The organism is Rhodohalobacter sp. 8-1 (assembly GCF_038150125.1).
Taxonomy (GTDB): Bacteria; Bacteroidota; Rhodothermia; order Balneolales; family Balneolaceae; genus SW132.
In genome coordinates this window covers 191,499-212,886 of the sequence record NZ_JBBVMF010000005.1, presented here as the reverse complement: position 1 = coordinate 212,886, position 21,388 = coordinate 191,499, and the positions used below count along the sequence as shown (strand labels likewise).

The following is a 21,388-nucleotide window of genomic DNA, read 5'->3' as shown; positions in this document are numbered from 1 at the left end:
GTTTTCCAAATGCTAATCCGAAAACCTTCTTATCAAAACAAAAATCTTTATTACCTTTGGAGATGATTTTGCACTCAACCGAAACAGACCCGTCCATGAAGGAAGTAAAAGAGAAGCTTTCCTACCCGAAAGAAAATATTAAAATTTTGTTGCTTGAAGGTATCCACCCCACTGCGGTGGAAAACTTCAATGAACATAACTACACCAATATAGAAACCCACGATGTGGGCTGGAGCGAAGAGGAACTTCTTAACCATATTGAGGATGTTCATATAATTGGAGTTCGGTCAAAAACGCACATCACTGAAGCTGTCATTGAAAAGGCTAATAAATTAAAGGCGATTGGCTGCTTTTGTATTGGCACAAACCAGGTGGATCTTGATGCGGCAACGAAAGCTGGAATCACCGTTTTCAACTCTCCATATTCAAATACACGGTCTGTTGCTGAACTGGTCATTGCGGAATCCATCATGTTAATGCGCCGGATTCCCCTTCGCGACAAAAAAGCCCACGAAGGCGTCTGGCTGAAAGACGCTAAAAACAGTTACGAAGTCCGCGGTAAAAAAATGGGCATCATCGGCTACGGACACATCGGGTCCCAGGTGTCTGTTCTGGCAGAAAATCTTGGGTTCGATGTTCATTATTACGACATCGAACCGAAACTGCCTATGGGCAACGCCACACGCGTTAATTCACTCGATGAGCTTCTTAGTATTTCAGATATCGTAACGCTTCATGTTCCCGCTACCGATCAGACCAACTTAATGATGGATGCCGAAAAACTGGCGTCGATGAAAGAAGGAAGCATTTTACTCAACCTTTCGCGCGGGTCTGTTGTTGATATCAAAGCACTCCGTGAGGCTATCGACTCCGGCCACCTGTCGGGAGCTGGCATTGATGTATATCCTGAAGAGCCCGAATCAAAAGGCGAGTCATTTTCCACAGAGCTTCAGCATGCGCCGAACGTTATTCTCACACCTCATATTGGTGGATCCACTATTGAAGCACAATATAACATCGGCCGAGATGTGTCTACGAAGCTGATTCAGCTGATCGATAACGGGACCACGGTAGGATCCTTTTCCGTACCTCCGCTCAACCTTCCCGTTCAGAATGATGCGCACCGCATACTGCATATACATGAAAATAAGCCGGGCGTATTGTCTGAAATCAACAGGCGGCTGTCTGATATGGATATCAACGTTTTAGGCCAATATCTGAAAACCAACGAACAAATTGGATACGTGGTTCTCGATATCGACAAGAAGCATGACGATAAAGTGCTTGAAGAGATGAGCGCTGTGAAGCACACCATCAGAACACGAATTCTGTATTAATATTAATAAGTGTATTAGTTTATATCTGGATTGTTTATTGGGTGATTTGTTATAAAAAAGTAAACCGGACTCCGGCAGTCCCACAACATACCGGCGCCGGTTTACCACAGGTACATGGCTTTTAAAAATTAAGCTGCATACCGAGGACAAGTGCCTGATAGTTGGCCTGGGCTTCCGATTCAAAGTTCTGAAGCTCACCAATCCACGTCAGGTTATCTGTTAATTTATAACGAGTAAAGCCCATCAGAAGCTGATTTGTTATTTCAGGTGAGCTGCCCAGCACAGTTGAAACGGCATCCTGGGATCCTTCACCATAGCTGATTCCGACAGAGAGTTTACCAGCGGTATACATTCCTTCGGCGTACCACTGGGTGGCATCTACCTCAGCTTCTGCGAGACCACTTCCGTTCAGGTTAATGCCAATCAAGCCATCGGCTCCCACGCCTTTGGTTCCTGAATAGGCTCCCGTAATTCTAAAGCCGGCTGCATCAAGACGCGCACCTACATCCCAGCCTGACATGGCATAGTCAAAATCCACACTTACAACATTTACGTTTTGATACATACTTCCGGCCCACAAGTCAAGTGTTCCGTAATCGAGGTCGATTAGGTAGTTAGCTTGTGCCTCAACTCTCGGTGTTGCTGTTTCGACCGTTTGAGACGGGCCGCCCGGTTTTTCCGGGTTGATGAGACCCACCTTCAACGAGAAGCCGCCTAATGAAGGTGTTGTATAGATGAGGCGCGGATTAAAGTTTGCGTAGGTGTACCCGGAGCCAATCCGGCCAAGTGTTGCGTCAGCAGCATCAGGGCCTGCAAACCGACCGACACCCATTCCGCTCCCCGCATCAGCTATTGAGCTGCTGTTAAACACACCGAAACCCTTACCCATGTTGATTGTGCCGAAATTCCCGGAGACTATAATATCGGCAACACGGCCTTCAAAAAGACCTGCATTCTGAATGCTGGGACCTTGTAGGTGGTGATTGATTCGAAATATTCCCTCAACGGTAATTCCATTGTATTCCGGGGCAACCACATTAAAGTTGATGCTGCCCGGGTTAAAGCCCGACATTACACGTGTAGCAAACTGATCGCTTCCATCAGCGCTATACCCGTCATGGTTCGACGCAACCAGGAATACCGGAAGCTGACCCGTTACATTAAAGATCCAGCCCTCGTCAGATTCAAAAGAGATACTTTGTGCTGATCCCTTTTCAGGTCCCAGGATTAAGCCCCCAATCAGGACCAAGCTAAATAGATATAGGACTTGTTTTTTTGTACATTTCATAACTTTGTTCACCAATCATTTGATGTTTCTGTATTTCATCTATAGAAATCGGAAAGTCCCTCGTGTAAAGAGCCAGAGGACAAACCCGAAATAGAAATTGTCATTAGGTGAGCAATCTGGATGATGGGGCGCAATCCCATCATCCTTTTTTTGCTCATAATTTTACTGCAGCAGGAGAAAAAGTCCGGCTGCCAAAAATGCACCGATAACCGGCCCTACCACAGGTACCCACGAATATGCCCAGTCATTATCGCGCTTGCCCGGTATGGGAAGTATCGCATGCATAATTCGCGGCCCTAAATCACGTGCCGGATTAATGGCATATCCCGTTGGCCCGCCAAGAGATAAACCTATTCCAAAAACCAGAAGGCCTACCGGAAGAGCAGCCAGAGAGCCAAGACCAAATCCTACTTCCTGTCCATCTATAACAATGGTAGACAGGAGTTCACCATTAGTACTGATAAATCCCGGAGCTACAATGTAAAATACTCCAAACACTAGCATCAGCGTGCCGATAGCTTCCGTCATCACATTGTTTGGATATTTTCGAATAGCGGGTGCAGTACAGTGAACAGCAAGAATAAGATCTGCATTATCTTCTTTCGCAAAATGGTCTTTGTATGCAAGCCAGACAAAAAGCGCTCCAATGGCAGCCCCAATCATTTGCGCACCAATATAAAATGGCACTTCTGCCCACTCAAAAAGCCCTCCTGCCGCAAGACCAATAGTAACGGCCGGATTAATATGCGCACCGCTGAATTGCCCGACGACAAACACGGCTGTAAAAACAGCAATTCCCCAGCCCCAGGTAATGACAATCCAGCCGCCACCATTTCCTTTACTATCGCTTAATAAAACATTGGCCACAACTCCGTTACCCAAAAGCATAAGTATTGCTGTTCCAATAATTTCTGCTACATATGGACTCATAATATATATCTCCTTTTAATTCATTGTTTGATTACAGAAAAAGTGCACCAAGGAAGCAATATCCCTGATGCCCTTGTTTATTACTGTTCTATTTATCATCAGCCCATGTAATAGCGGCATTTACGGCTCGCTTCCAGCCTTTGGTCAGCTCAGCCACTTTTCCGGCATCCATTGCCGGCTCAAACTTCTTGTCTACCATCCACTGCTTGCGGATATCTTCTATATCATCCCAGTATCCTACAGCAAGCCCGGCCAGGTAAGCAGCGCCAAGTGCCGTCGTTTCTGTGATTTTGGGTCGAATGACCGGCACTTGCAGCAGATCGCTCTGGAACTGCAGTAGTGTATCATTCACAGTTGCTCCACCATCAACCCGCAACTCTTTAATATCAATGCCCGAATCGGCATTCATCGCGTTCAGAATGTCCAGCGTTTGGTAGGCGATGGAATCCTGGGCCGCACGCGCAAGATGTGCAGATGTTGTACCACGGGTCATTCCAACCATCATACCCCTGGCGTATTGATTCCAGTGAGGCGCTCCAAGACCAGCAAACGCAGGAACCAGGTACACGCCATCAGAGTCTTCCACTTTGTTTGCAAAGTACTCCACGTCTTTTGATTCGCGGATAATTCCCAGCTCATCGCGCAGCCATTGCACCACAGCACCCGCAATAAAAACGGAGCCTTCAAGAGCGTATTCAGTTTTGCCATTTATCTTCCAGGCAACGGTTGTTAGCAGGTTATTTTTGGATTTAATGGGCTTATCGCCCACGTTCATCAACATAAAACAGCCTGTTCCATAGGTATTTTTAACCATGCCCGGTTCGGTACACATCTGGCCGAAAAGCGCAGCCTGCTGATCACCTGCAATTCCTGCAATCGGTACTTTACTTGCAAAAATAGTTGTTTTAGAGTGTCCGTAAACTTCGCTGGACTGTTTTACCTCGGGCAGCAAACTCCTGGGAATATCCATCATATCGAGGATTTCATCATCCCACTCCATTTTATTGATATTAAAAAGAAGGGTACGGGACGCATTCGTCACGTCTGTGACGTGCACTTCGCCCTGCGTAAGGTTCCATATTAGCCATGAATCGATCGTTCCAAACGCAAGCTCTCCTTTTCCGGCCCTTTCACGAGCGCCTTCTACATTGTCGAGTATCCACTTTACTTTGGTGCCGGAAAAATATGCATCCAGTACGAGACCGGTCTTTTCCTGGATCATACTGGCGTGACCTTTCTCTTTAAGCTCATCACAGTATTCCGATGTTCGCCTATCCTGCCAAACGATAGCGTTATAGATGGGTTTACCTGTTTTTCGGTCCCATATTACAGTGGTTTCTCGCTGATTGGTGATACCAATTCCTGCCAGTGCCTTTCCGTTTACTCCCGCTTGTGCTACTGCCTCAGCGGCTACCCCGGCCTGGGTCGACCAAATTTCCTGGGCGTCATGCTCAACCCATCCCGCCTTTGGGTATATTTGGCGGAACTCTTTTTGAGCAACTGACACGATGGAGCCATTCTCATCGAATAGCATTGCCCTTGAGCTAGTGGTTCCCTGATCAAATGCTAATATGTATTGTTTCATGAGTCTTTCCGGTTTAATTGTTGTTTGTTAGTTGCCTGGATTCAGTTTATTCTTGTACTTTTTTGGTGGTAAAAAGCCCCCTCCTTCTCAAGGAGGGGATTTAGGGGTGGTTGAAATAGGTTTCTTTGTTAAATTTGAATTCAAAAGCCTAAGACTACCCCCCCTGCCCCTCCTTACACAAGAGGGGAGTGCATTTTTCCTGATTTAGGATCGAGTTCAGGTTAATTGTATTTCAATTTTTTGATGGCTCGTAGCGCTCCAACAAGTAGCGGTTAGCAAGCTCAACAAAATCGCTGATCTGATTTTTTTCCCAATCGGCAGTTTTATCCATCTCTTTCGCCATTAATTTCGCAACCGCCGGAGCCATATCTATTGCGGCTCGTGCATCGAGGAACAGAATTCGAATTCGCCGGGCTAAAAAGTCCTCAATGGTTCGTGCCATCTCATTGCGCGCCGCCCATACTACTTCAGCTTTACGATAAGGATAGTCGGTGTGAATCTGATCCCCTAATGAGTCATCATCATTAATTAAGCCCTGGATCTTCTCTTCATCGGCCCCATAGAAGTAGTAAGGATTGCTAAAGTCTACCTCCTCGGGGGGAACTGAACCATGCACACGCATATCTTCAGAAGTGCTTTTTTTATTTGGCAATGTACTGGTGGTAATCGCTTTATCAACTGTATCTTCTCCCATCTTCCGGAATGTCGTCCATTTTCCGCCGGTAATAGTGATGAGCCCCGTATCCGAAACCATCACTTTATGGCTTCGGGAAATCTCTTTGGTTTTCGTTGATCCTTCCTGTGGAGCTGCAAGTGGCCGTAACCCTGCAAATACGCTCTTCACATCTTTTCGGGTGGGTGATTTGGTCATGTACCGGTCCGCTGTTTTAAGTATGAACTCAATCTCCTCTTCAAGCGCCGTCGGTTCAAGACTATGCTCATCCAGCGGAGTGTCGGTTGTTCCAACAACCACCTTGTCGTGCCACGGCACGGCAAACAGAACACGGCCGTCGTCTGTTTTCGGAATCATGATGGCATCTGTACCGGGCAGAAAACTTTTATCGAACACGAGGTGAACGCCCTGGCTTGGCCGCACGATCTTTCTGTGCTCGGGCTTATCCATCGTGAGAATCTCATCCACGAAAACTCCGGTAGCATTAACTACGGTAGTGCCTTTAATGGTATACTCTTTGCCCGATTCGCGGTCAACAGCATTCACCCCGGACACTTTTCCGTTCTCTTTCGTCAACCCGGTTACTTCACAATAGTTAATAACGGCGCCGCCATTCTCCACTACCGTTTGTGCAACATTCACCGAGAGTCTTGAATCATCGAACTGACCATCGTGATAAATTACACCCCCTTTCAACCCATCCTGTTTGATTGTCGGAATTCTGGAAATAGCCTCATTTTTAGATATCCCCTTCGACTTACCAAGGCTCAGCTTTCCTGAGAGAAGGTCATACACCTTTAAACCTACCGAATAGAAAAATTTGTCCCACCATGAGTAATTTGGAATGACAAAAATTTCATTTTGCACAAGGTGTGATGCATTCTTTTGCAGCAAACCACGTTCACGCAGAGCTTCTCTCACAAGGTCAATATTTCCCTGGGCAAGATACCTAACCCCGCCATGCACCAGTTTCGTACTGCGGCTTGATGTGCCTTTTGCAAAATCTGCCTGCTCAAGTACGAGAACCTTGAATCCCCGGCTGACACCATCGAGCGCAACGCCCAAACCGGTGGCTCCGCCCCCTATTACAATCATGTCCCAGTCTGTACTGGAACCGCTTTCAATCATTTGTAAGCTTTTTTCTCTTTTCATATCTGTGTGGGACAATTGTTATTGATTATTACTTGACTTAAATGTTTCAATTATAAAATAAACAAAATGAAATGAAATCAAAATAAAATATTACGAAATATCAAATATGTCGCTTTACTGGCATTAACGCCTGTAAGCCTATTCCCGATTCCGATCCGTAAATCAATTTATTACGTATTCTTTCGTTTTAATGAAATAATTGTATCAGGTGAAATATGAAAGTATCTTTAAAAGAAAAGTCTGGTAATTTATGACCATATCAGAACGACATGAAGAAATTCTGAGAAAATTGAAGGACTCAGGTAAGGTTTCGGTTCAAAACTTAAGTGATGAGCTTTCAGTTTCGGAAGTTACCATCCGAAAAGACCTCCAGATGCTCGAAGACAAGAACCTGCTGTTTCGCACACATGGCGGAGCAACACAATCAAATCCATACACCAGCGACCGCCATGTAGAGGAGAAAGCCAAGATTCAGGCCAAAGAGAAAGCGGCTATTGCCAGGGAAGCCGTCAAACTTATTGGAGACAACGACTCCATCATCCTTGCGTCAGGAACCACTATTCTCGCGCTGGCCCGGGAGATTAATCCAAACAGCCGCCTGAATGTCATTACCTCCGCCCTTAATGTTTCCCTTGAACTTGCCGATCATGAAAATGTTGAAATTACGCAGCTCGGCGGCCAACTGAGGTCCAGCTCAAACTCGGTGGTAGGCAAATACTCCGAACAGTTCCTGGATAACATTACCTGTGGTATACTCTTCCTGGGCGTAGATGGAATCGACCTTGATTTCGGTATCACAACCACCAATCTGCTCGAAGCTAGCCTGAACCAGCGATGCATTGATGTTGCACAGTACACAGTTGTAGTAGCAGACAGTACAAAATTTGGCAAGCGTGGTTTTAGCAGAATTTGCACGCTCGACAAGATCCAGCACATAATTACAGATGAGGGCGTGTCACACGAATCCATTCGCAAACTTGAGGAAGCCGGTGTCCGCGTAACCATTGGCAGGTAACCCATTCTAAGTTGTCGGATGCGTAAAACCTGACTGTAACACGACATCATAACATAAACCCCTAAAATCACTTCTTAACACGTTGAATACCCAACAATCTTCTTCATCATCAGCCAGACGTATTGGCTTCTTCGGTGCTCTCAGTATCGGCGTTGGCGCCATGGTAGGAGGAGGAATCCTCGCCCTGGCTGGTGTAGCGTTTGCTGTTAGCGGGCCATCTGCTATTGTCGCATTTGCCCTGAATGGCCTTATTGCTTTTATCACTGCTCTCAGCTTTGCAGAAATGGCATCTGCTAATCCGCAATCAGGCGGCACTTATACGTATGCTAAAAAAGCTCTTTCTCTGCAGGTAGCTTTTGGTGTGGGATGGATTGTCTGGTTTGCCTCACTCGTAGCTGCCGTACTTTACGCACTGGGATTTGGCGCATTTGCCGTATTTGCCCTGCAGCAAATTCCACTTAGCGGGTTCGAAACCATCCAGAACTCTACGTTGCTGCCTGTGATACTGGCTCTTGCTGCCATCGGCTATTTTTCCTTTACATTGTCGAGGGGCACAGGCGAAGGCGGGGCATTTATCAACATTGGCAAGCTTCTGGTCTTTGCCATTCTCATTGCCGGCGGACTCGCTGTTTTTGTGCAGACGCCGTTTTCTCAAATTACCCAAAGTCTCGACCCGTTCTTCTCAGGCGGCTTCAGCGGCGTGATTGCGGCTATGGGCTACACGTTTATCGCCCTTCAGGGGTTTGACCTGATAGGTTCAGCAGCCGGTGAGATAAAGGATCCCGAAAAGAATATTCCCAAAGCGATGATCGGGACGCTGGTTGTTGGCCTGGCTGTTTACCTGCCGCTGCTTTTTGTGATGTCAACCGTTGGCGTTGAACCGGGCGGGTCTATTGCCGGCTTGAGCGACCGCAACCCGGAAACCGTGCTCGCCATTGCCGCTCAGAACTACTTGGGTGCATTTGGATTCTGGCTGGTGCTGGTTGCCGGTATCTTTTCAATGCTGTCCGCGCTTCAGGCCAACCTCTTTGCGGCGTCACGAATATCTTTGCGGATGGCAAATGATCGCACCCTCAACCATCAGCTTTCAACAATTGATGAAACGTACGGCACACCTACGATCTCCATCTGGACAACATGCGGAATTGTAGCGCTACTGGTTTTAATACTGCCCGATGTAGCCGCAGCGGGTGCCGCATCCAGTTTGATTTTCCTCATTACGTTTGCCCTCGCCCACCTCATCATGATTTTGATGCGTAACCGTGGTTATAAAGAGAGCGACACGTTTCGCGCGCCCTTCTTTCCTGCCCTCCCAATAGCCGGCATGGTTGCCTGTCTGGGTCTTGCTATTTTCCAGGCGATTGTTGTGCCGGCCGCCGGACTCATATCGCTTTTTTGGCTTATCATCGGCGGCGTGCTTTTTGTATCATTCTTTGTGCGAAAAGCCCAGGCTATAGAGGCATCCGAACAGGCACTCGATCCCAACCTGGTTCGGCTCAGAGGGCTGAGTCCGCTTGTACTGCTTCCTATCTCAAACCCTGCCAATGCCGAGTCGATGGTATTTGTAGCCAATTCGCTGGCACCGCCCGTTGTTGGTCGCGTGCTCTTGCTTTCGATCGTGATTCCAAGCACAGAAGAAGATGATATCGACAAGAGGCTCACATCAAGCCGGGATGTGACTCAGTATGCGCTGAAAGCATCCTTCCAGGCCGGCCTTCGCCCTGATACGCTCACAACAATCGCTGAGCACCCATGGGAGGAGATCGAGCGGGTTGCAAAAGTGCACAACTGCCGAAGCCTGCTGCTGGGCCTAAGCGACCTCAATGATATTCAAACAAATGAAAACCTTGAGAAGCTGGTACATCACGTAAAATCCGATGTGGTTGTGTTTCGTCAGCCCCACAGCGGATGGAAGATTACGGACGCCCGCAAAATACTTATCCCCGTCGCTGGTCTCGATAGTAATGACCCGCTGCGTGCGCGGATGGCCGCCAGCCTTTGGCGTGCGTCTCAGCCGGAGATCACGTTCGTGCAGATTCTGCCGGAAAATACGCCCGAAGAAACCATTAAAAAGAATCAGCTTCGCCTGGGCCGTTTTGCAAGCCGTATCATCCCGGGTAAAACGAATGTTCGTATTATTCCTTCCGGTGATGTCACCCGGGAACTTGTTCAGCTCTCGCTCGATCACGACTTGGTAATTATGGGGCTTGGAAAGCCGGGCGTACACGAGAAAGCGTTCGGGAAAATTCCCCTTACCCTGGCCGAACAAACCGACAGCGCCCTGATTTTCATAAGCAAGAAATAGGTCAACCAGTCGTAGATTGCGCAAAAGACTGTAAAAGCACGCCCCAGCCCTGCAACACCAGTTGCTTGCAGGGTTTCCAATCATTATCATATCAACGAATTGTTGAACGGAAATTAACGGCCTCTGCATTATGAATAACACAGGTGACTCAAACAGTACCGATCAGTATAAATACTCCTTTTTTGGTCACCCTCGCGGACTCGCAACGCTTTTCTTTACCGAGATGTGGGAGCGGTTCAGCTACTACGGTATGCGCGCCATTCTCGTCCTGTTTATGGTTGATGCGATCAATCGCGGCGGCCTCGGGCTTGATGACACAACCGCCACCGCCATTTACGGCCTTTACACGATGTTTGTCTACCTGCTGGCGCTTCCAGGCGGCTGGCTGGCCGATAAGTTTTTTGGCCTGCAAAAAGCTATCTGGTATGGCGGAATCATTATCACGGCGGGTCACTTCAGCATGGCCATTCCGGGCAACACCACCTTTTATCTCGGGCTGGTGCTGATTGTAATCGGAACCGGGCTGCTCAAGCCAAACATCAGCAGCATCGTGGGCGGCCTTTATGGCGATGACGAGCAGGCACGACGCGATGCCGGCTTTTCAATTTTCTACATGGGAATTAATATCGGGGCGTTTCTGGCACCGCTGATTACCGGGTATCTCGGTGAGGGAATCAGCTGGCACTATGGATTCGGCGCTGCGGGTGTTGGGATGCTTCTTGGACTGATTCAGTATAAAGCCACCGAAAAATATTTGGGTGACATAGGCGCAAAACCTGAAATGACCGGAACGCCCGAAGAACAGCAAAAACTCTTTGGCCGGATCAAAGCAGGCCTTTGGGGACTCGGGCTATTTTGCGTTGCTGCATTTGTTGCCATCAGCTCCGGCTGGATTACCATTAATCCGGTTGCCATTGCAGATGCCTCCGGTTTTATCATCTTTCTGCTTGTCCTCGCCTACTTCGCCTATGTATACATCGCTGAAGACCTGACTACTGACGAACAGAAAAAAATTGGTGTAATTGCCGCTCTGTTTATTTTCTCAGCCATTTTCTGGTCAGGTTTCGAGCAGGCCGGATCATCGCTAAACCTATTTGCCGAGCGCTACACCGACCGTGACATTTTTGGATGGCTGATGCCCGCGAGCTGGCTTCAGTCTGTAAACGCGTTTTTCATCATTACACTAGCGCCGGTCTTTGGATGGCTTTGGGTCTGGTTGGCCAAAAAGAACCTTGAGCCTGCTACACCGGTTAAGTTTGCGTTTGGCCTGATTCTTCTCGGTTTAGGATTTCTTGTGATGATGTTTGCGTCCTACTACGTGGTTGGCGGAAATGAAGTGCTCCCCACCTGGCTGATCATGACCTACCTGCTCCACACCTGTGGTGAGCTCTGCCTGAGCCCTGTTGGCCTAAGTGCCGTCACCAAACTCTCTCCCAAAAAGCTTGTGGGTCAGATGATGGGTATCTGGTTTATGTCCATTGCATTCGGAAACCTCATCGCGGGCCGAATTGCCGGCCAGTTCAATGATGAAGCCATCCAGGCCGACCCATCCCTCCTGCCAGATCTCTTCTGGCTCATCGTAATGACAACCGTGGGTGGAGGATTGGTACTTCTGCTATTCAACAAGCCAATCAAGAAGCTGATGGGGAATATCCATTAAGTTGGTTTTTGGTTGATTAGGGAATTCGTGGATTCGTTTATTAGGTGATTCGTTTATTCGGAATGGAAGTCTTCCCTTCAGGGAAGTGCCGTAGCGGAGCGAAGGCGATGGGTGTAAAGGCTGGGTTCCGTTAATCTCAGAAGTCATGCCGGACCCTGATCCGGCATCTTCCAATCCCGCCCGATGCAAATACCCGCCACTGGCACTCCATTTTCCCTTTTGTAAAGATGGTAGATCGCGGGACTGAGCCCGCGATGACATGATTTTGCTTATTGGATGGAACATCATACCACGTTTTAGCGTGGCATCTCCCATTTCCGCAAATATCTTAGTATAGGAACAACTTTTCTAATCTGGCTCCATAAACCCTCCCCTCTCGGGAGGGGACAGGCCAGCAAAAGATTGCAACGCAATACTTTTGCTGTCAGGGGTGGGTTTGGGTTGTTATCTTTGATTTCCAACGTCATGCCGGACACTGATCCGGCATCTCCCATTTTTTTCTACAAATGTAAATTATGCCTTTGGTAAAATTATATTTAGACCATAATTAGGAGATCCCGGCTCGTTGGCCGGGATGACTGCACAAATTATATCCGCAACCATGTTGGATTTTTCCCGTAGCTTATTACTTTTATACTTCACGCTTTATTCCTGATCCAACACCACCAAGAAATGCCCAAAGAGAATTATAGTGAGAAAGAAGTTGCCAAGATTTTCAAGCGGGCGGCCGAGCTTGAATCGAAGCAGTCGCAAGAGTTTGAATCTATTGATGGCGCCCCGGGACTCAATCTTGATGAACTCTCCCAGATCGCGATAGATGCCGGTCTCGACCCGGAAAATGTCCGCAGAGCTGCTGGTGAACTCTCCGGGGATCCTCAACTAAATAATTCCATATCAACGGTTAAGGATAATGAGGTCATTGCTGAGCAGTGGGTTGATGGAGATTTTACAGATGATCTTGCCGACCTGGTAATCGCCGACTTGAACCATCGCTATAACGCCACTCACGAAAAAGTGAACTGGATGGACAACATCATGAACGATGCCTCGCTCGATACCGACCAGCAAAGTAAAGTGAAGCGAACCGGTAAAAGTTTTGAATGGCAAAAGCTAAGTGAAATGGGAACTGAAGATATTCGGGTGCTTATTCAGCCTAGAGACGATAAAATCAGGATTCGGGTAGCCAAAAAAAACATATATGGCACAAGCTTTGGAAACACAGATTCCATTACCGGATTTTTGCCCTACATCCCCTTTATCGCGGCATTCGTTACTCTATTTGCACTGCCCATAAACTATTTTGTCAATTCCATAGTTGCGGTAGCTGTCTTTTTTGGTACTAAAATTCTGATTTCAAAAAACTCGGATTGGATTAAGAAGAAATTTTCAGATTCGAAATCGAACACCGAGGAAAAGTACCGCACTGAAGTTGAATCAGTCGCCCGTGATCTCGCCGGTCTGATCGGCCAGCCTCAGAAGAAATCGCAAGCTGAGGCTGCATCAGAAAAAGAAACATCGTCAGCTTCTCTGGGTGATATTGAAATAGAAGATGCAGAGAATGAAACTGATCGTGAATCAAATTCAGCCAGGTCTCGCAATCGCGACCGGTCATAATTAGTACTGCTTACAAACCCCACACTACGATTTCATCACTATAAAGCTACTCATGAAACAGACGATTTTAACCGCCTGCCTGTTCTGCCTTTTCATTTCTGATCTGTCTGCCCAAGGTTTTAATGCCAACAATGGTCGCAATCACCCTGAGCTCAACTGGCAGGTCGCCGAAACGGAGCATTTCAAGATTATGTATCCGGAGCGATTGTCTGGAATCGAAAACGAAGTTGCCCCCATCGCAGAAGAGTCATATGCGGCATTAAGCAGCAATCTCAACGTCGAGTTCGAGGATAAAATACGGATCTACTTGTCTGATGAAGATGAGATCAACAACGGGTTTGCGGTTCCCATCGACCGTGGATACACTAACATCTGGGTGAATACGAACGACTACAGCGAGATCTGGACCGGGAATGAAAAATGGCTGCGAAAGGTGGTTGCACACGAGCTGGGCCATATCTTTCACTATAACGCTATCTGGACCAACCTCGGGATCTGGAATTTTGCGGTGGGTACTCCACTCACGCGAGCCTGGACTGAGGGCATTGCCCAATACGAAACAGAGAAATGGGATAGTCAGCGCGGTGATCGCTACCTCCGAAAGGCAATCTTCGATAGCAGCCCCAACTTTAACGACGGCCGGTCAGCAGAAAACGGCCGGCTCATGTACGCAGTAGGCAACTCCGAACTTCGGTATTTCACCGAAACACATGGCGACAGCACGCTTGCAGAGCTCCTCAGCTATCGCGAGCCTTTCCTTAAATTTTGGGAGCGGCACGATTTTTATAATGCATTTGATGAGGTTGTAGACGGGGGATACAGCTCGTTTCAGGACGAATGGCGCAAGCATATGAACGTTTACTATAATACGATTGCCGGCCAGATGGAGCGAACCGATTCACTCGATACCGATCCATTTTCTCTTCCGGGGCAAGTGTATTACGATATGGCCGTCAGCCCTGATGGAGACCAGATCGCGGTACTGTCGCTCACATCACTCGCACGTCCCGTTCGGCGCCTTTACAAGGTGGCAAACGATTCAATCCGTCAGTCAACTATTATGGCAGAGGGTGCCATCAACACCGACCTGAGCTGGAGTGACGATGGAAACACGCTGTACTATTCACGGAAAGTGCGTGGTGACTACTCGTCAATCATTAATGATATCCACGCGCTGAATGTGAATACAAAACAGGAGCGCCGGCTCACAAATAGCCGTCGCGCGCGTTTTCCGGTTGAGGGATTTGAGGGCGGCACGCTTGCCTATATCGTCAACGAAAACGGGACCGGCAACCTTGTTTTGATGGATCTGGAAACAGGAGAAGAAACAAGAATCACAGACTACACCGACGATGTTCAGCTCCTCTGGCTGATGAAAGTGCCGTCGGAGAACAGCTGGCTGGTCCACCGGTTTGATGCGGACGGCAACCGAAACCTGGTTCTGATTAATCAGGAAACAGGTGAGGAGACTGTTTTGGGTGATGGTGATATTGACAACCGGAAACCGGTCTTGAGCCCGGATGGCAAATCGATTGCCTATACCTCCCTGCGCGATGATGTCCCGAATGTGTATCGCTATAACTTGGCGACGGGTGAAGAACGGCGGGTCACGAACCTGTTCACGGGCGGCGACGTGTATGGATGGATCACCAAGGACGATTCCCTTCAGACCGAAAAGCTTCTGATCAACGCCAGCGAAACCAAACGTCGCGATAACGCATGGTGGATTGATGCTGATAGAACGCCATTTGTCACAGACATCAGCGTGCCAGAGAATTACACGGAATGGACCGATCATCAGCCGCCGTCAGAGATACCCTCGATGATCGAGCCTAATGCTTCACTGGTAGAAAGCCGCTACTCCTACAACTCGTTCGACAACATCACCCATGCCGGAAGCCTGGCACTGCCTTATTACGCTGGTCCTGATGACTACGGTCTGTTTGCCACAACCAATTGGGTGGAGCCGCTTGGAAAACATACGATTTCTGCGCTGGGATGGCTCTCGGCTGCTGATCCCGGAAGTGATTCCTACGGGTCACTTGCCTATTTGAACAACCATTTTTACCCATTCCTGGGACTCACACTATACAAGCTGCCTGAAAGCGCCCGGTTTTATGGTGATCGGTTTTTGGTTGAGCAGGCGATTGGTGGCGAGATCAACGCGCGCTGGCCGCTCGATGCACTCGAAGCGCCTTACCAGTCGGGTAACATCTTTGCCCGATTGCGCCACGTCCTGATCAAACCATACGACAGAGATGAGTTTGATGGGTCGTTTGCCCTGCCCACACCTCAGAGAGGGCGTCAAACTGACCTCAGGATTGGCTGGAACCTCAAGCAGCAGCGCCCATGGCGAAACAATGCTATCCATCCGCTTGACGGGTCAGGAGTGAGCATGAGCCTGACGGGATCTGAAAAAATCCTGGGCTCCGATGTTCGATACCTCACCGCCGATCTCAATTCATACAGTGTATTTCCGGCAATTGGGCTGCATCGGATATATACGCATGTTCGTCTGCAGGCGCAGTGGGGCGATCCGCTGCCGCAAAACTACATCGGGTTTTCGAAGTACGATAACATCGACCTGAACCTACCGGGCGAAGTGCCGTTTGTGCTGTTCAACGAGGCGGAGCGGGTGCGCGGCTATCGCGAGTTCGTGGCCGGGAAGCAGGTGGCGTTTGGCAGCCTGGAGTACCGCATGCCTTTTCTCCCATCACTGCAAACTGAGTTACTAGGATTGGTCTCCCTTGGTTCCACAGCCTTGGCTCTGTTCACAGATGCCGGCGCTGTTTGGGACGCGCGTCGGTCTGACGGCTCCACCGGAACCGAAACCCGCTGGGGCGCCGGCGCCGAAATCAAAAACAGAATCTCGGTCTTTGGGGTTGGCTTCACGCACGCCCTAGGCATCGCCCAGCCAGCTCAGGAGCTGTTTACGGATGCAGACTATGATCTTTACTACAGAGTAAAAGCCGTTGTGCCTTTTTAGTAGAAGACATGGCATTTCTATTGCTGTTGATGAGCTTCACTGCAGCATTTAAAATAGTAAGACGGAGAGATCAAGATACAATTGAGAGAAATGCTATGTCTAAGTGACCGATTAAGGTTCAAATTTAAAGAGCTTCAGTTGTTCCACCTCTTCCTGCCTGCCCTGGTTTTTGATATACTCCTCAATCACTTTCTTGTCTCCCCTGCCACCCACCGTCGCTATATAATACCCGTCGGACCAAAACTCCCCGCCCCACAACCACTGCTTGACACTCGGGACTCGCCGGAACACCTCCCGCGCGGTGATACTCTTCATCAATCTCACTACTTGCCCGCCTGAATACTTTGGCAAAAATCTACACAACACATGCACATGATTCTTATCAAAACCCACTGTGTGCACCTCAATTTCATAGCGCTCCTTGAATCCTTCCATCACCTCCAAAATCACCTGCTCAATCTCTTCAGTAAATAAATTTCTTCGATATTTTACCGTCATCTGAAGATGATAATAGCATTCCGAAACGTTATGATGCCATCTCCATATGTCCCCTGTTGTATCAACCACATCCCAAACCTATCCCTTTTTTGCGCTCCGCGCAACGACATTTCATCCCTGTGGCAAGACCACAGGGAGTTCATGCCAAAACCATTAAAGATCCGCAATGTCTTTTTGAGACATTGCGGATCTGAGATTTTAGTTCTCAAAAGACCTGACAGCGTGCGAACGGAGTGAGTTCCTGTCAGCGTCTAGCTTAATGGACTCCATTCTAAACCCAAGGCCAAGACCTGGCAGCGTGCGCCGCTTTATGGCGCTCCTCCCAGCGTCTGATTGTGGGCTACTTGTCTGGGTAATGCAATTATTGTCTCGGTGCGGAGAGACATGGTATTTATATTACCACTGTTAAGTGAAGATTTTGACGAGAAATGTGTATGTGTTGATGAACAATGGAATTAGACCGAGAAATACCATGTCTTGCTTGCCAGTACCAAGATCCGCAATGTCTTTTTGAGACATTGCGGATCTGAGATTCTGGTTCGTCAAATGGAACACTCTCCATCGGTTGTAAAGCTTATCAGACTCTAATCAAAACAAACTTGTCTGATCGGCATCTTTTTGGCGGGCAGCGGATTTTCTTTTTCCCTTGGGCTGAACCTCTACATCATGTGCCTGCTGAAAGGATATGAGCATTTCTTCGGTAAATGGTTTTCCATACATATGCTTGGCAATGCCTTGCAGGGCTTTTTCGCCGGATGGAGCAATCATCAGAAAACCGTTTTCGTCCTCTTTGATGAACCCAAACTGTTTGATGTCGTTAATAATCAGGTAGGCGAGTTTGGGCAACACGCCAATATTTTTCTCAACGAATTCACGGTGCGGCGGCTCATTGCGGTTTGAATAAACCAGGCCAAGTGCATTCATTTCGGCTTCTGTGAGCGGGTAGCCATCCGAACTTTTTGTTAGGAGAGAATCCCAGGCGCCCTGGCTGTAAAAGAGGCCGAACCACGATTTGGCCTCTTTCAGCAGTTTTTTCGTAATGGCACACGCCACGTAGTTACCGGCCCGTGCTTTCAATATCTCGCCCCGTTCCCGGTACAGATTTACAAGCGTAGCGAGATCCAGCTCCTGCAGGTTTGGCGGATAACTGAATATGTGATCCGATTTCTTTTCCATCATATCTCCACAAATGTACAGGTTCATGGAACGAGAGCCGGCGGCGTTTAAGCCGAGCCGCCCCTATTTTTTGCCTTTTTCATCAATAACTCGAACAGCATCCGCCATCGTTACTTTTTCCGGATCTACATCGTTGTCCAGAGACACGTTCTTCTTGCCATATTTCAAATACGGTCCATACCGGCCGGTCATTACTTTGATCGGCTGATCGGTTTCCGGATGCTTTCCAAGATCGGCAATGGCGTTACTTCCGCGGCCTTTGCCCTTTTTCTCCTTGAGTAGCTCAACTGCCCGATCGAGGCCAATCTCCAGCACATCATCCGTTTTCTTCAAAGACTTGAAGGTACCATCATGAAGCACAAACGGACCGTATCGGCCTACGCCTGCCTTCACAACTTTTCCGGTCTCAGGGTGCTCGCCGAGCGGCCTTGGTAATTCAAGAAGTTTAAGCGCAAGTTCAAGGTCCACATCCTCTGGCTTCATGCCTTTGAGTAGTGACACACGCTTTGGTTTTTTATTATCGTCGGTCACCTCGCCGCGCTGCACATACGGCCCATAACGGCCGGTCAATACATAAATATCTTCGCCGGTCTCGGAGTCCTTTCCAAGAGATTTCGGCCCCTCTTTTTCCGCTTTCAGCAATTCCTGCAGTTTTTCCGGTGAGATGTCAGCCGGATCCATGTCATTCGGCAGAGATGTGGTAATCTCTTCGCCATCAGATTGAGATTTCACATAGGGTCCGAACTTGCCAACAAACACATTCATGCCGTTCAGATTATCAAGCGGCAGATCAAGCATGCGCGCTTTCTGTGCATCAATTTTGTCTTCCCGGGTATCCACCTTGTTTTTGAGGCCGTCTTCGCCGTGATAGTAATCGGTGAGATATTTTACCGGATCGAACTCCCCTTTGGCGATAAGATCGAGCTTCTCCTCAAGCTCCGAGGTAAAGGCGCTGTCAACCAGTTCCGGGAAATGCTCTTCCAGCAGACCCGTCACAGCAAAGGCTGTAAAGGTTGGAATCAGCGTCTTGCCGTCGCTTTTGGCATACCCGCGATCCTGTATTGTACTGATAATAGAAGCATACGTACTTGGACGGCCAACGCCTCTTTTTTCCAGCTCTTTAACCAGCGTTGCTTCCGTATATCGCGCCGGTGGTTTCGTTTCGTGGCTGATAGATTCCAGTCCATGCATATCAATTGATTCACCCTCTTCCATTGCAGGCAGGAAGTTCTCCTGGTTTTCCAGTGCTGCTTCCGGATCATCACTCCCTTCAACATAGGCACGGAAAAATCCCGGAAAGAGTATCTTTTTACCGCTTGTTCTGAAATCGGCTTTCGTATCGCTGTGTTCTGCGGTGATGGTGACGTTGGTAAACTCAAGACGCGCTTCTGCCATCTGGGTTGCAATGGTACGCTTCCAGATCAGGTCGTACAGCTTAAATTCGCGTCCGCTCAGTTTGGCATTTTCAGGCTTCACAAAACTTGAGCCCGCCGGACGAATTGCCTCGTGCGCTTCCTGGGCACCTTTCGATTTTTTACCAAAGTTTCTGACGCGTTCAAACAGGTAGTCTTTACCATACTCTTCTTCGACCGCATTTCGTGCAGCACTTATCGCCTGGCTTGATAGATTAGCAGAATCCGTACGCATGTACGTGATCAAACCGCGCTCATACAGCTTCTGCGCGATACTCATCGTGTCGCGTGCCCTGAAGCCAAGCTTTCGGTTGGCTTCCTGCTGAAGGGTTGATGTGATAAACGCAGGCGACGGATTTCGCTTCTGCTCTTTGACGTCCACGTTACTCACGGTCCAGTTTGCCTCATGAAGCTCATCGCGAAGCTTTGCAGCTTTCTCCTCATCAAGAAGCACCACGCTTTTCGGCTTCTTTAGCTTTCCGGTATTCTCATCAAAATCTTTACCGCTGGCCAGTCGCTTGTCATTCAGATGTGAAAGATCTGCCTCAAATTTGGCTTTGTCTTTCTGCTTCGACAGCTCCGCCTTCAAATCGTAGTAGGTACCGCTCTTGAAGCGCATCCGTTCGCGCTCGCGATCCACAAGGAATTCCACGGCAACTGACTGCACGCGACCGGCCGATAAACCCGGTGATATTTTTTTCCAGAGCAGCGGGGAAATCGTGTATCCGGCAAGCCTGTCAAGAATACGGCGTGTTTCCTGGGCGTGTACCAGGTTCATATCGATGTCACGAAAATTCTCGAGTGCGTTCTGAATCGCCTCCTTCGTGATCTCACGAAACACCATGCGTTTCACCGGTATTTTTGGCTTCAACAGTTCTACAAGATGCCAGCTAATCGCCTCCCCCTCACGGTCTTCATCAGTCGCAAGGATCAGCTCATCCGACTCTTTGAGTGCTTTTTTCAGACGTGTTACTATTTTCTTTTTACTTGATGGGGTAACGTAAAGCGGTTCAAAGTCCTCATCAACGTTAATGCCAAGATTCGACCATGACTCTTTTTTATATTTCTTCGGAATCTCTTTTGCAGAAGATGGCAGATCACGAATGTGCCCCATCGATGAGTCAACTGTATACCCTTTTGGAAGGTATTTCTTGATGGTTTTCGTTTTTGTCGGTGACTCTACTATAACTAAGGTTTTCATAACAATGATTTATAATGATTCAACAAGCTCTTTCAGTTCGTCAGCGTGAGCTTTTGTGTCCACTTTCTCGATGATGCCAAGAACCGTTCCGTCGGTATCAATCACATATGCCGAACGGGTTGGGGCATCGAATGTTTTTCCGTACATCTTCTTCTCAACAACGGAATCCGTTGCCTCGGCAAATTTATAATCGGGATCGGATGCAAGCGTGTAGCTTATTCCAAGTTTCTCTGCGTAATTCTTGTGCGATCCACAGGTATCTTTGCTGAGCGCCACAAGATTGTATCCCCTCTCTTCAAACCAATCAGCCTCATCAGCCAGGCTGCGGTTTTGCTTATCACAGCCGCCTGTATTGTTTCGCATATAGACGGAAACAATTGTCGGGCGATCGAGCAGGTCTCCAAATGACACCTCTTTCTCTTCGCCACCCTGAACCACCTTCAGTGTGAAATCTGTGTTTATCTTATCGCCGATCTCTACCATACGGTTGTGTTTAAGTTTTCATGGGAAGTGATCCAACCCAATTTACGGCCGGTTTCGTTCTACAGCATTAGAG

At 48.3% G+C, this 21,388-nt stretch carries 14 protein-coding genes; 6 read left to right on the top strand and 8 right to left on the bottom strand.

Annotated features, from left to right (window positions below):
• The first annotated feature begins 95 nt into the window (after positions 1 to 95).
• Positions 96 to 1,337 (top strand): phosphoglycerate dehydrogenase, encoded by a 1,242-nt coding sequence (serA, locus tag AABW11_RS06880; protein ID WP_340104060.1) that lies wholly within the window; start codon positions 96 to 98, stop codon positions 1,335 to 1,337.
• Between the two features lie 121 nt (positions 1,338 to 1,458).
• Here the strand turns inward: serA and AABW11_RS06875 are convergent, their stop codons facing one another.
• The 4 genes from AABW11_RS06875 to AABW11_RS06860 form a co-directional block, all read right to left on the bottom strand.
• Positions 1,459 to 2,625 carry a porin gene (locus AABW11_RS06875; RefSeq protein ID WP_340104059.1) on the bottom strand — a complete coding sequence of 389 codons (1,167 nt, stop codon included), beginning with the start codon at positions 2,623 to 2,625 and terminating at the stop codon, positions 1,459 to 1,461.
• Positions 2,626 to 2,787: 162 nt separating this feature from the next.
• Complete coding sequence (locus AABW11_RS06870) at positions 2,788 to 3,555, bottom strand: MIP/aquaporin family protein (RefSeq protein ID WP_340104058.1); 768 nt, start codon at positions 3,553 to 3,555, stop codon at positions 2,788 to 2,790.
• A gap of 88 nt (positions 3,556 to 3,643) precedes the next feature.
• Positions 3,644 to 5,140 (bottom strand): glycerol kinase GlpK, encoded by a 1,497-nt coding sequence (gene glpK, locus AABW11_RS06865; protein WP_340104057.1) that lies wholly within the window; start codon positions 5,138 to 5,140, stop codon positions 3,644 to 3,646.
• Between the two features lie 232 nt (positions 5,141 to 5,372).
• Positions 5,373 to 6,965: a glycerol-3-phosphate dehydrogenase/oxidase gene (locus AABW11_RS06860; RefSeq protein ID WP_340104056.1), complete on the bottom strand. Its 1,593-nt coding sequence runs from the start codon at positions 6,963 to 6,965 to the stop codon at positions 5,373 to 5,375.
• 250 nt (positions 6,966 to 7,215) lie between these two features.
• Between AABW11_RS06860 and AABW11_RS06855 the strand changes: the two genes are divergently transcribed.
• The 5 genes from AABW11_RS06855 to AABW11_RS06835 all read left to right on the top strand — a co-directional run bounded on the left by AABW11_RS06855 (position 7,216) and on the right by AABW11_RS06835 (position 16,545).
• Positions 7,216 to 7,980, top strand: coding sequence for a DeoR/GlpR family DNA-binding transcription regulator (locus AABW11_RS06855; protein WP_340104055.1), 765 nt, complete (start codon positions 7,216 to 7,218; stop codon positions 7,978 to 7,980).
• A gap of 82 nt (positions 7,981 to 8,062) precedes the next feature.
• Entirely contained in the window at positions 8,063 to 10,285 is a 2,223-nt protein-coding gene (locus tag AABW11_RS06850; protein WP_340104054.1) for an amino acid permease, read from the top strand.
• A gap of 130 nt (positions 10,286 to 10,415) precedes the next feature.
• A complete protein-coding gene (locus tag AABW11_RS06845) occupies positions 10,416 to 11,945 on the top strand; it encodes a peptide MFS transporter (protein ID WP_340104053.1) in 1,530 nt (509 codons plus the stop codon).
• Positions 11,946 to 12,617: 672 nt separating this feature from the next.
• The gene (locus AABW11_RS06840) at positions 12,618 to 13,559 is read left to right on the top strand and encodes a hypothetical protein (RefSeq protein ID WP_340104052.1); all 942 of its coding nucleotides are present in this window, start codon (positions 12,618 to 12,620) and stop codon (positions 13,557 to 13,559) included.
• A 52-nt stretch (positions 13,560 to 13,611) separates the two neighbouring features.
• A complete protein-coding gene (locus AABW11_RS06835; RefSeq protein WP_340104051.1) occupies positions 13,612 to 16,545 on the top strand; it encodes a BamA/TamA family outer membrane protein in 2,934 nt (977 codons plus the stop codon).
• A 111-nt stretch (positions 16,546 to 16,656) separates the two neighbouring features.
• Here the strand turns inward: AABW11_RS06835 and tnpA are convergent, their stop codons facing one another.
• The 4 genes from tnpA to AABW11_RS06815 form a co-directional block, all read right to left on the bottom strand.
• Positions 16,657 to 17,112, bottom strand: coding sequence for an IS200/IS605 family transposase (gene tnpA / locus AABW11_RS06830; RefSeq protein WP_340104050.1), 456 nt, complete (start codon positions 17,110 to 17,112; stop codon positions 16,657 to 16,659).
• A 519-nt stretch (positions 17,113 to 17,631) separates the two neighbouring features.
• Positions 17,632 to 18,246: a hypothetical protein gene (locus tag AABW11_RS06825; RefSeq protein ID WP_340104049.1), complete on the bottom strand. Its 615-nt coding sequence runs from the start codon at positions 18,244 to 18,246 to the stop codon at positions 17,632 to 17,634.
• A 36-nt stretch (positions 18,247 to 18,282) separates the two neighbouring features.
• Positions 18,283 to 20,832, bottom strand: coding sequence for a type I DNA topoisomerase (gene topA / locus AABW11_RS06820; RefSeq protein ID WP_340104048.1), 2,550 nt, complete (start codon positions 20,830 to 20,832; stop codon positions 18,283 to 18,285).
• Between the two features lie 9 nt (positions 20,833 to 20,841).
• Entirely contained in the window at positions 20,842 to 21,315 is a 474-nt protein-coding gene (locus AABW11_RS06815; protein ID WP_340104047.1) for a peroxiredoxin, read from the bottom strand.
• Positions 21,316 to 21,388 lie beyond the last annotated feature (73 nt).

Excerpts from the sequence above, each read along its gene's own strand:
- serA (WP_340104060.1), top strand. The coding sequence starts at position 96 with ATGAAGGAAGTAAAAGAGAAGCTTTCCTACCCGAAAGAAAATATTAAA.
- AABW11_RS06875 (WP_340104059.1), bottom strand. The coding sequence starts at position 2,625 with ATGAAATGTACAAAAAAACAAGTCCTATATCTATTTAGCTTGGTCCTG.
- AABW11_RS06870 (WP_340104058.1), bottom strand. The coding sequence starts at position 3,555 with ATGAGTCCATATGTAGCAGAAATTATTGGAACAGCAATACTTATGCTT.
- glpK (WP_340104057.1), bottom strand. The coding sequence starts at position 5,140 with ATGAAACAATACATATTAGCATTTGATCAGGGAACCACTAGCTCAAGG.
- AABW11_RS06860 (WP_340104056.1), bottom strand. The coding sequence starts at position 6,965 with ATGAAAAGAGAAAAAAGCTTACAAATGATTGAAAGCGGTTCCAGTACA.
- AABW11_RS06855 (WP_340104055.1), top strand. The coding sequence starts at position 7,216 with ATGACCATATCAGAACGACATGAAGAAATTCTGAGAAAATTGAAGGAC.
- AABW11_RS06845 (WP_340104053.1), top strand. The coding sequence starts at position 10,416 with ATGAATAACACAGGTGACTCAAACAGTACCGATCAGTATAAATACTCC.
- AABW11_RS06840 (WP_340104052.1), top strand. The coding sequence starts at position 12,618 with ATGCCCAAAGAGAATTATAGTGAGAAAGAAGTTGCCAAGATTTTCAAG.
- AABW11_RS06835 (WP_340104051.1), top strand. The coding sequence starts at position 13,612 with ATGAAACAGACGATTTTAACCGCCTGCCTGTTCTGCCTTTTCATTTCT.
- AABW11_RS06825 (WP_340104049.1), bottom strand. The coding sequence starts at position 18,246 with ATGAACCTGTACATTTGTGGAGATATGATGGAAAAGAAATCGGATCAC.
- topA (WP_340104048.1), bottom strand. The coding sequence starts at position 20,832 with ATGAAAACCTTAGTTATAGTAGAGTCACCGACAAAAACGAAAACCATC.
- AABW11_RS06815 (WP_340104047.1), bottom strand. The coding sequence starts at position 21,315 with ATGGTAGAGATCGGCGATAAGATAAACACAGATTTCACACTGAAGGTG.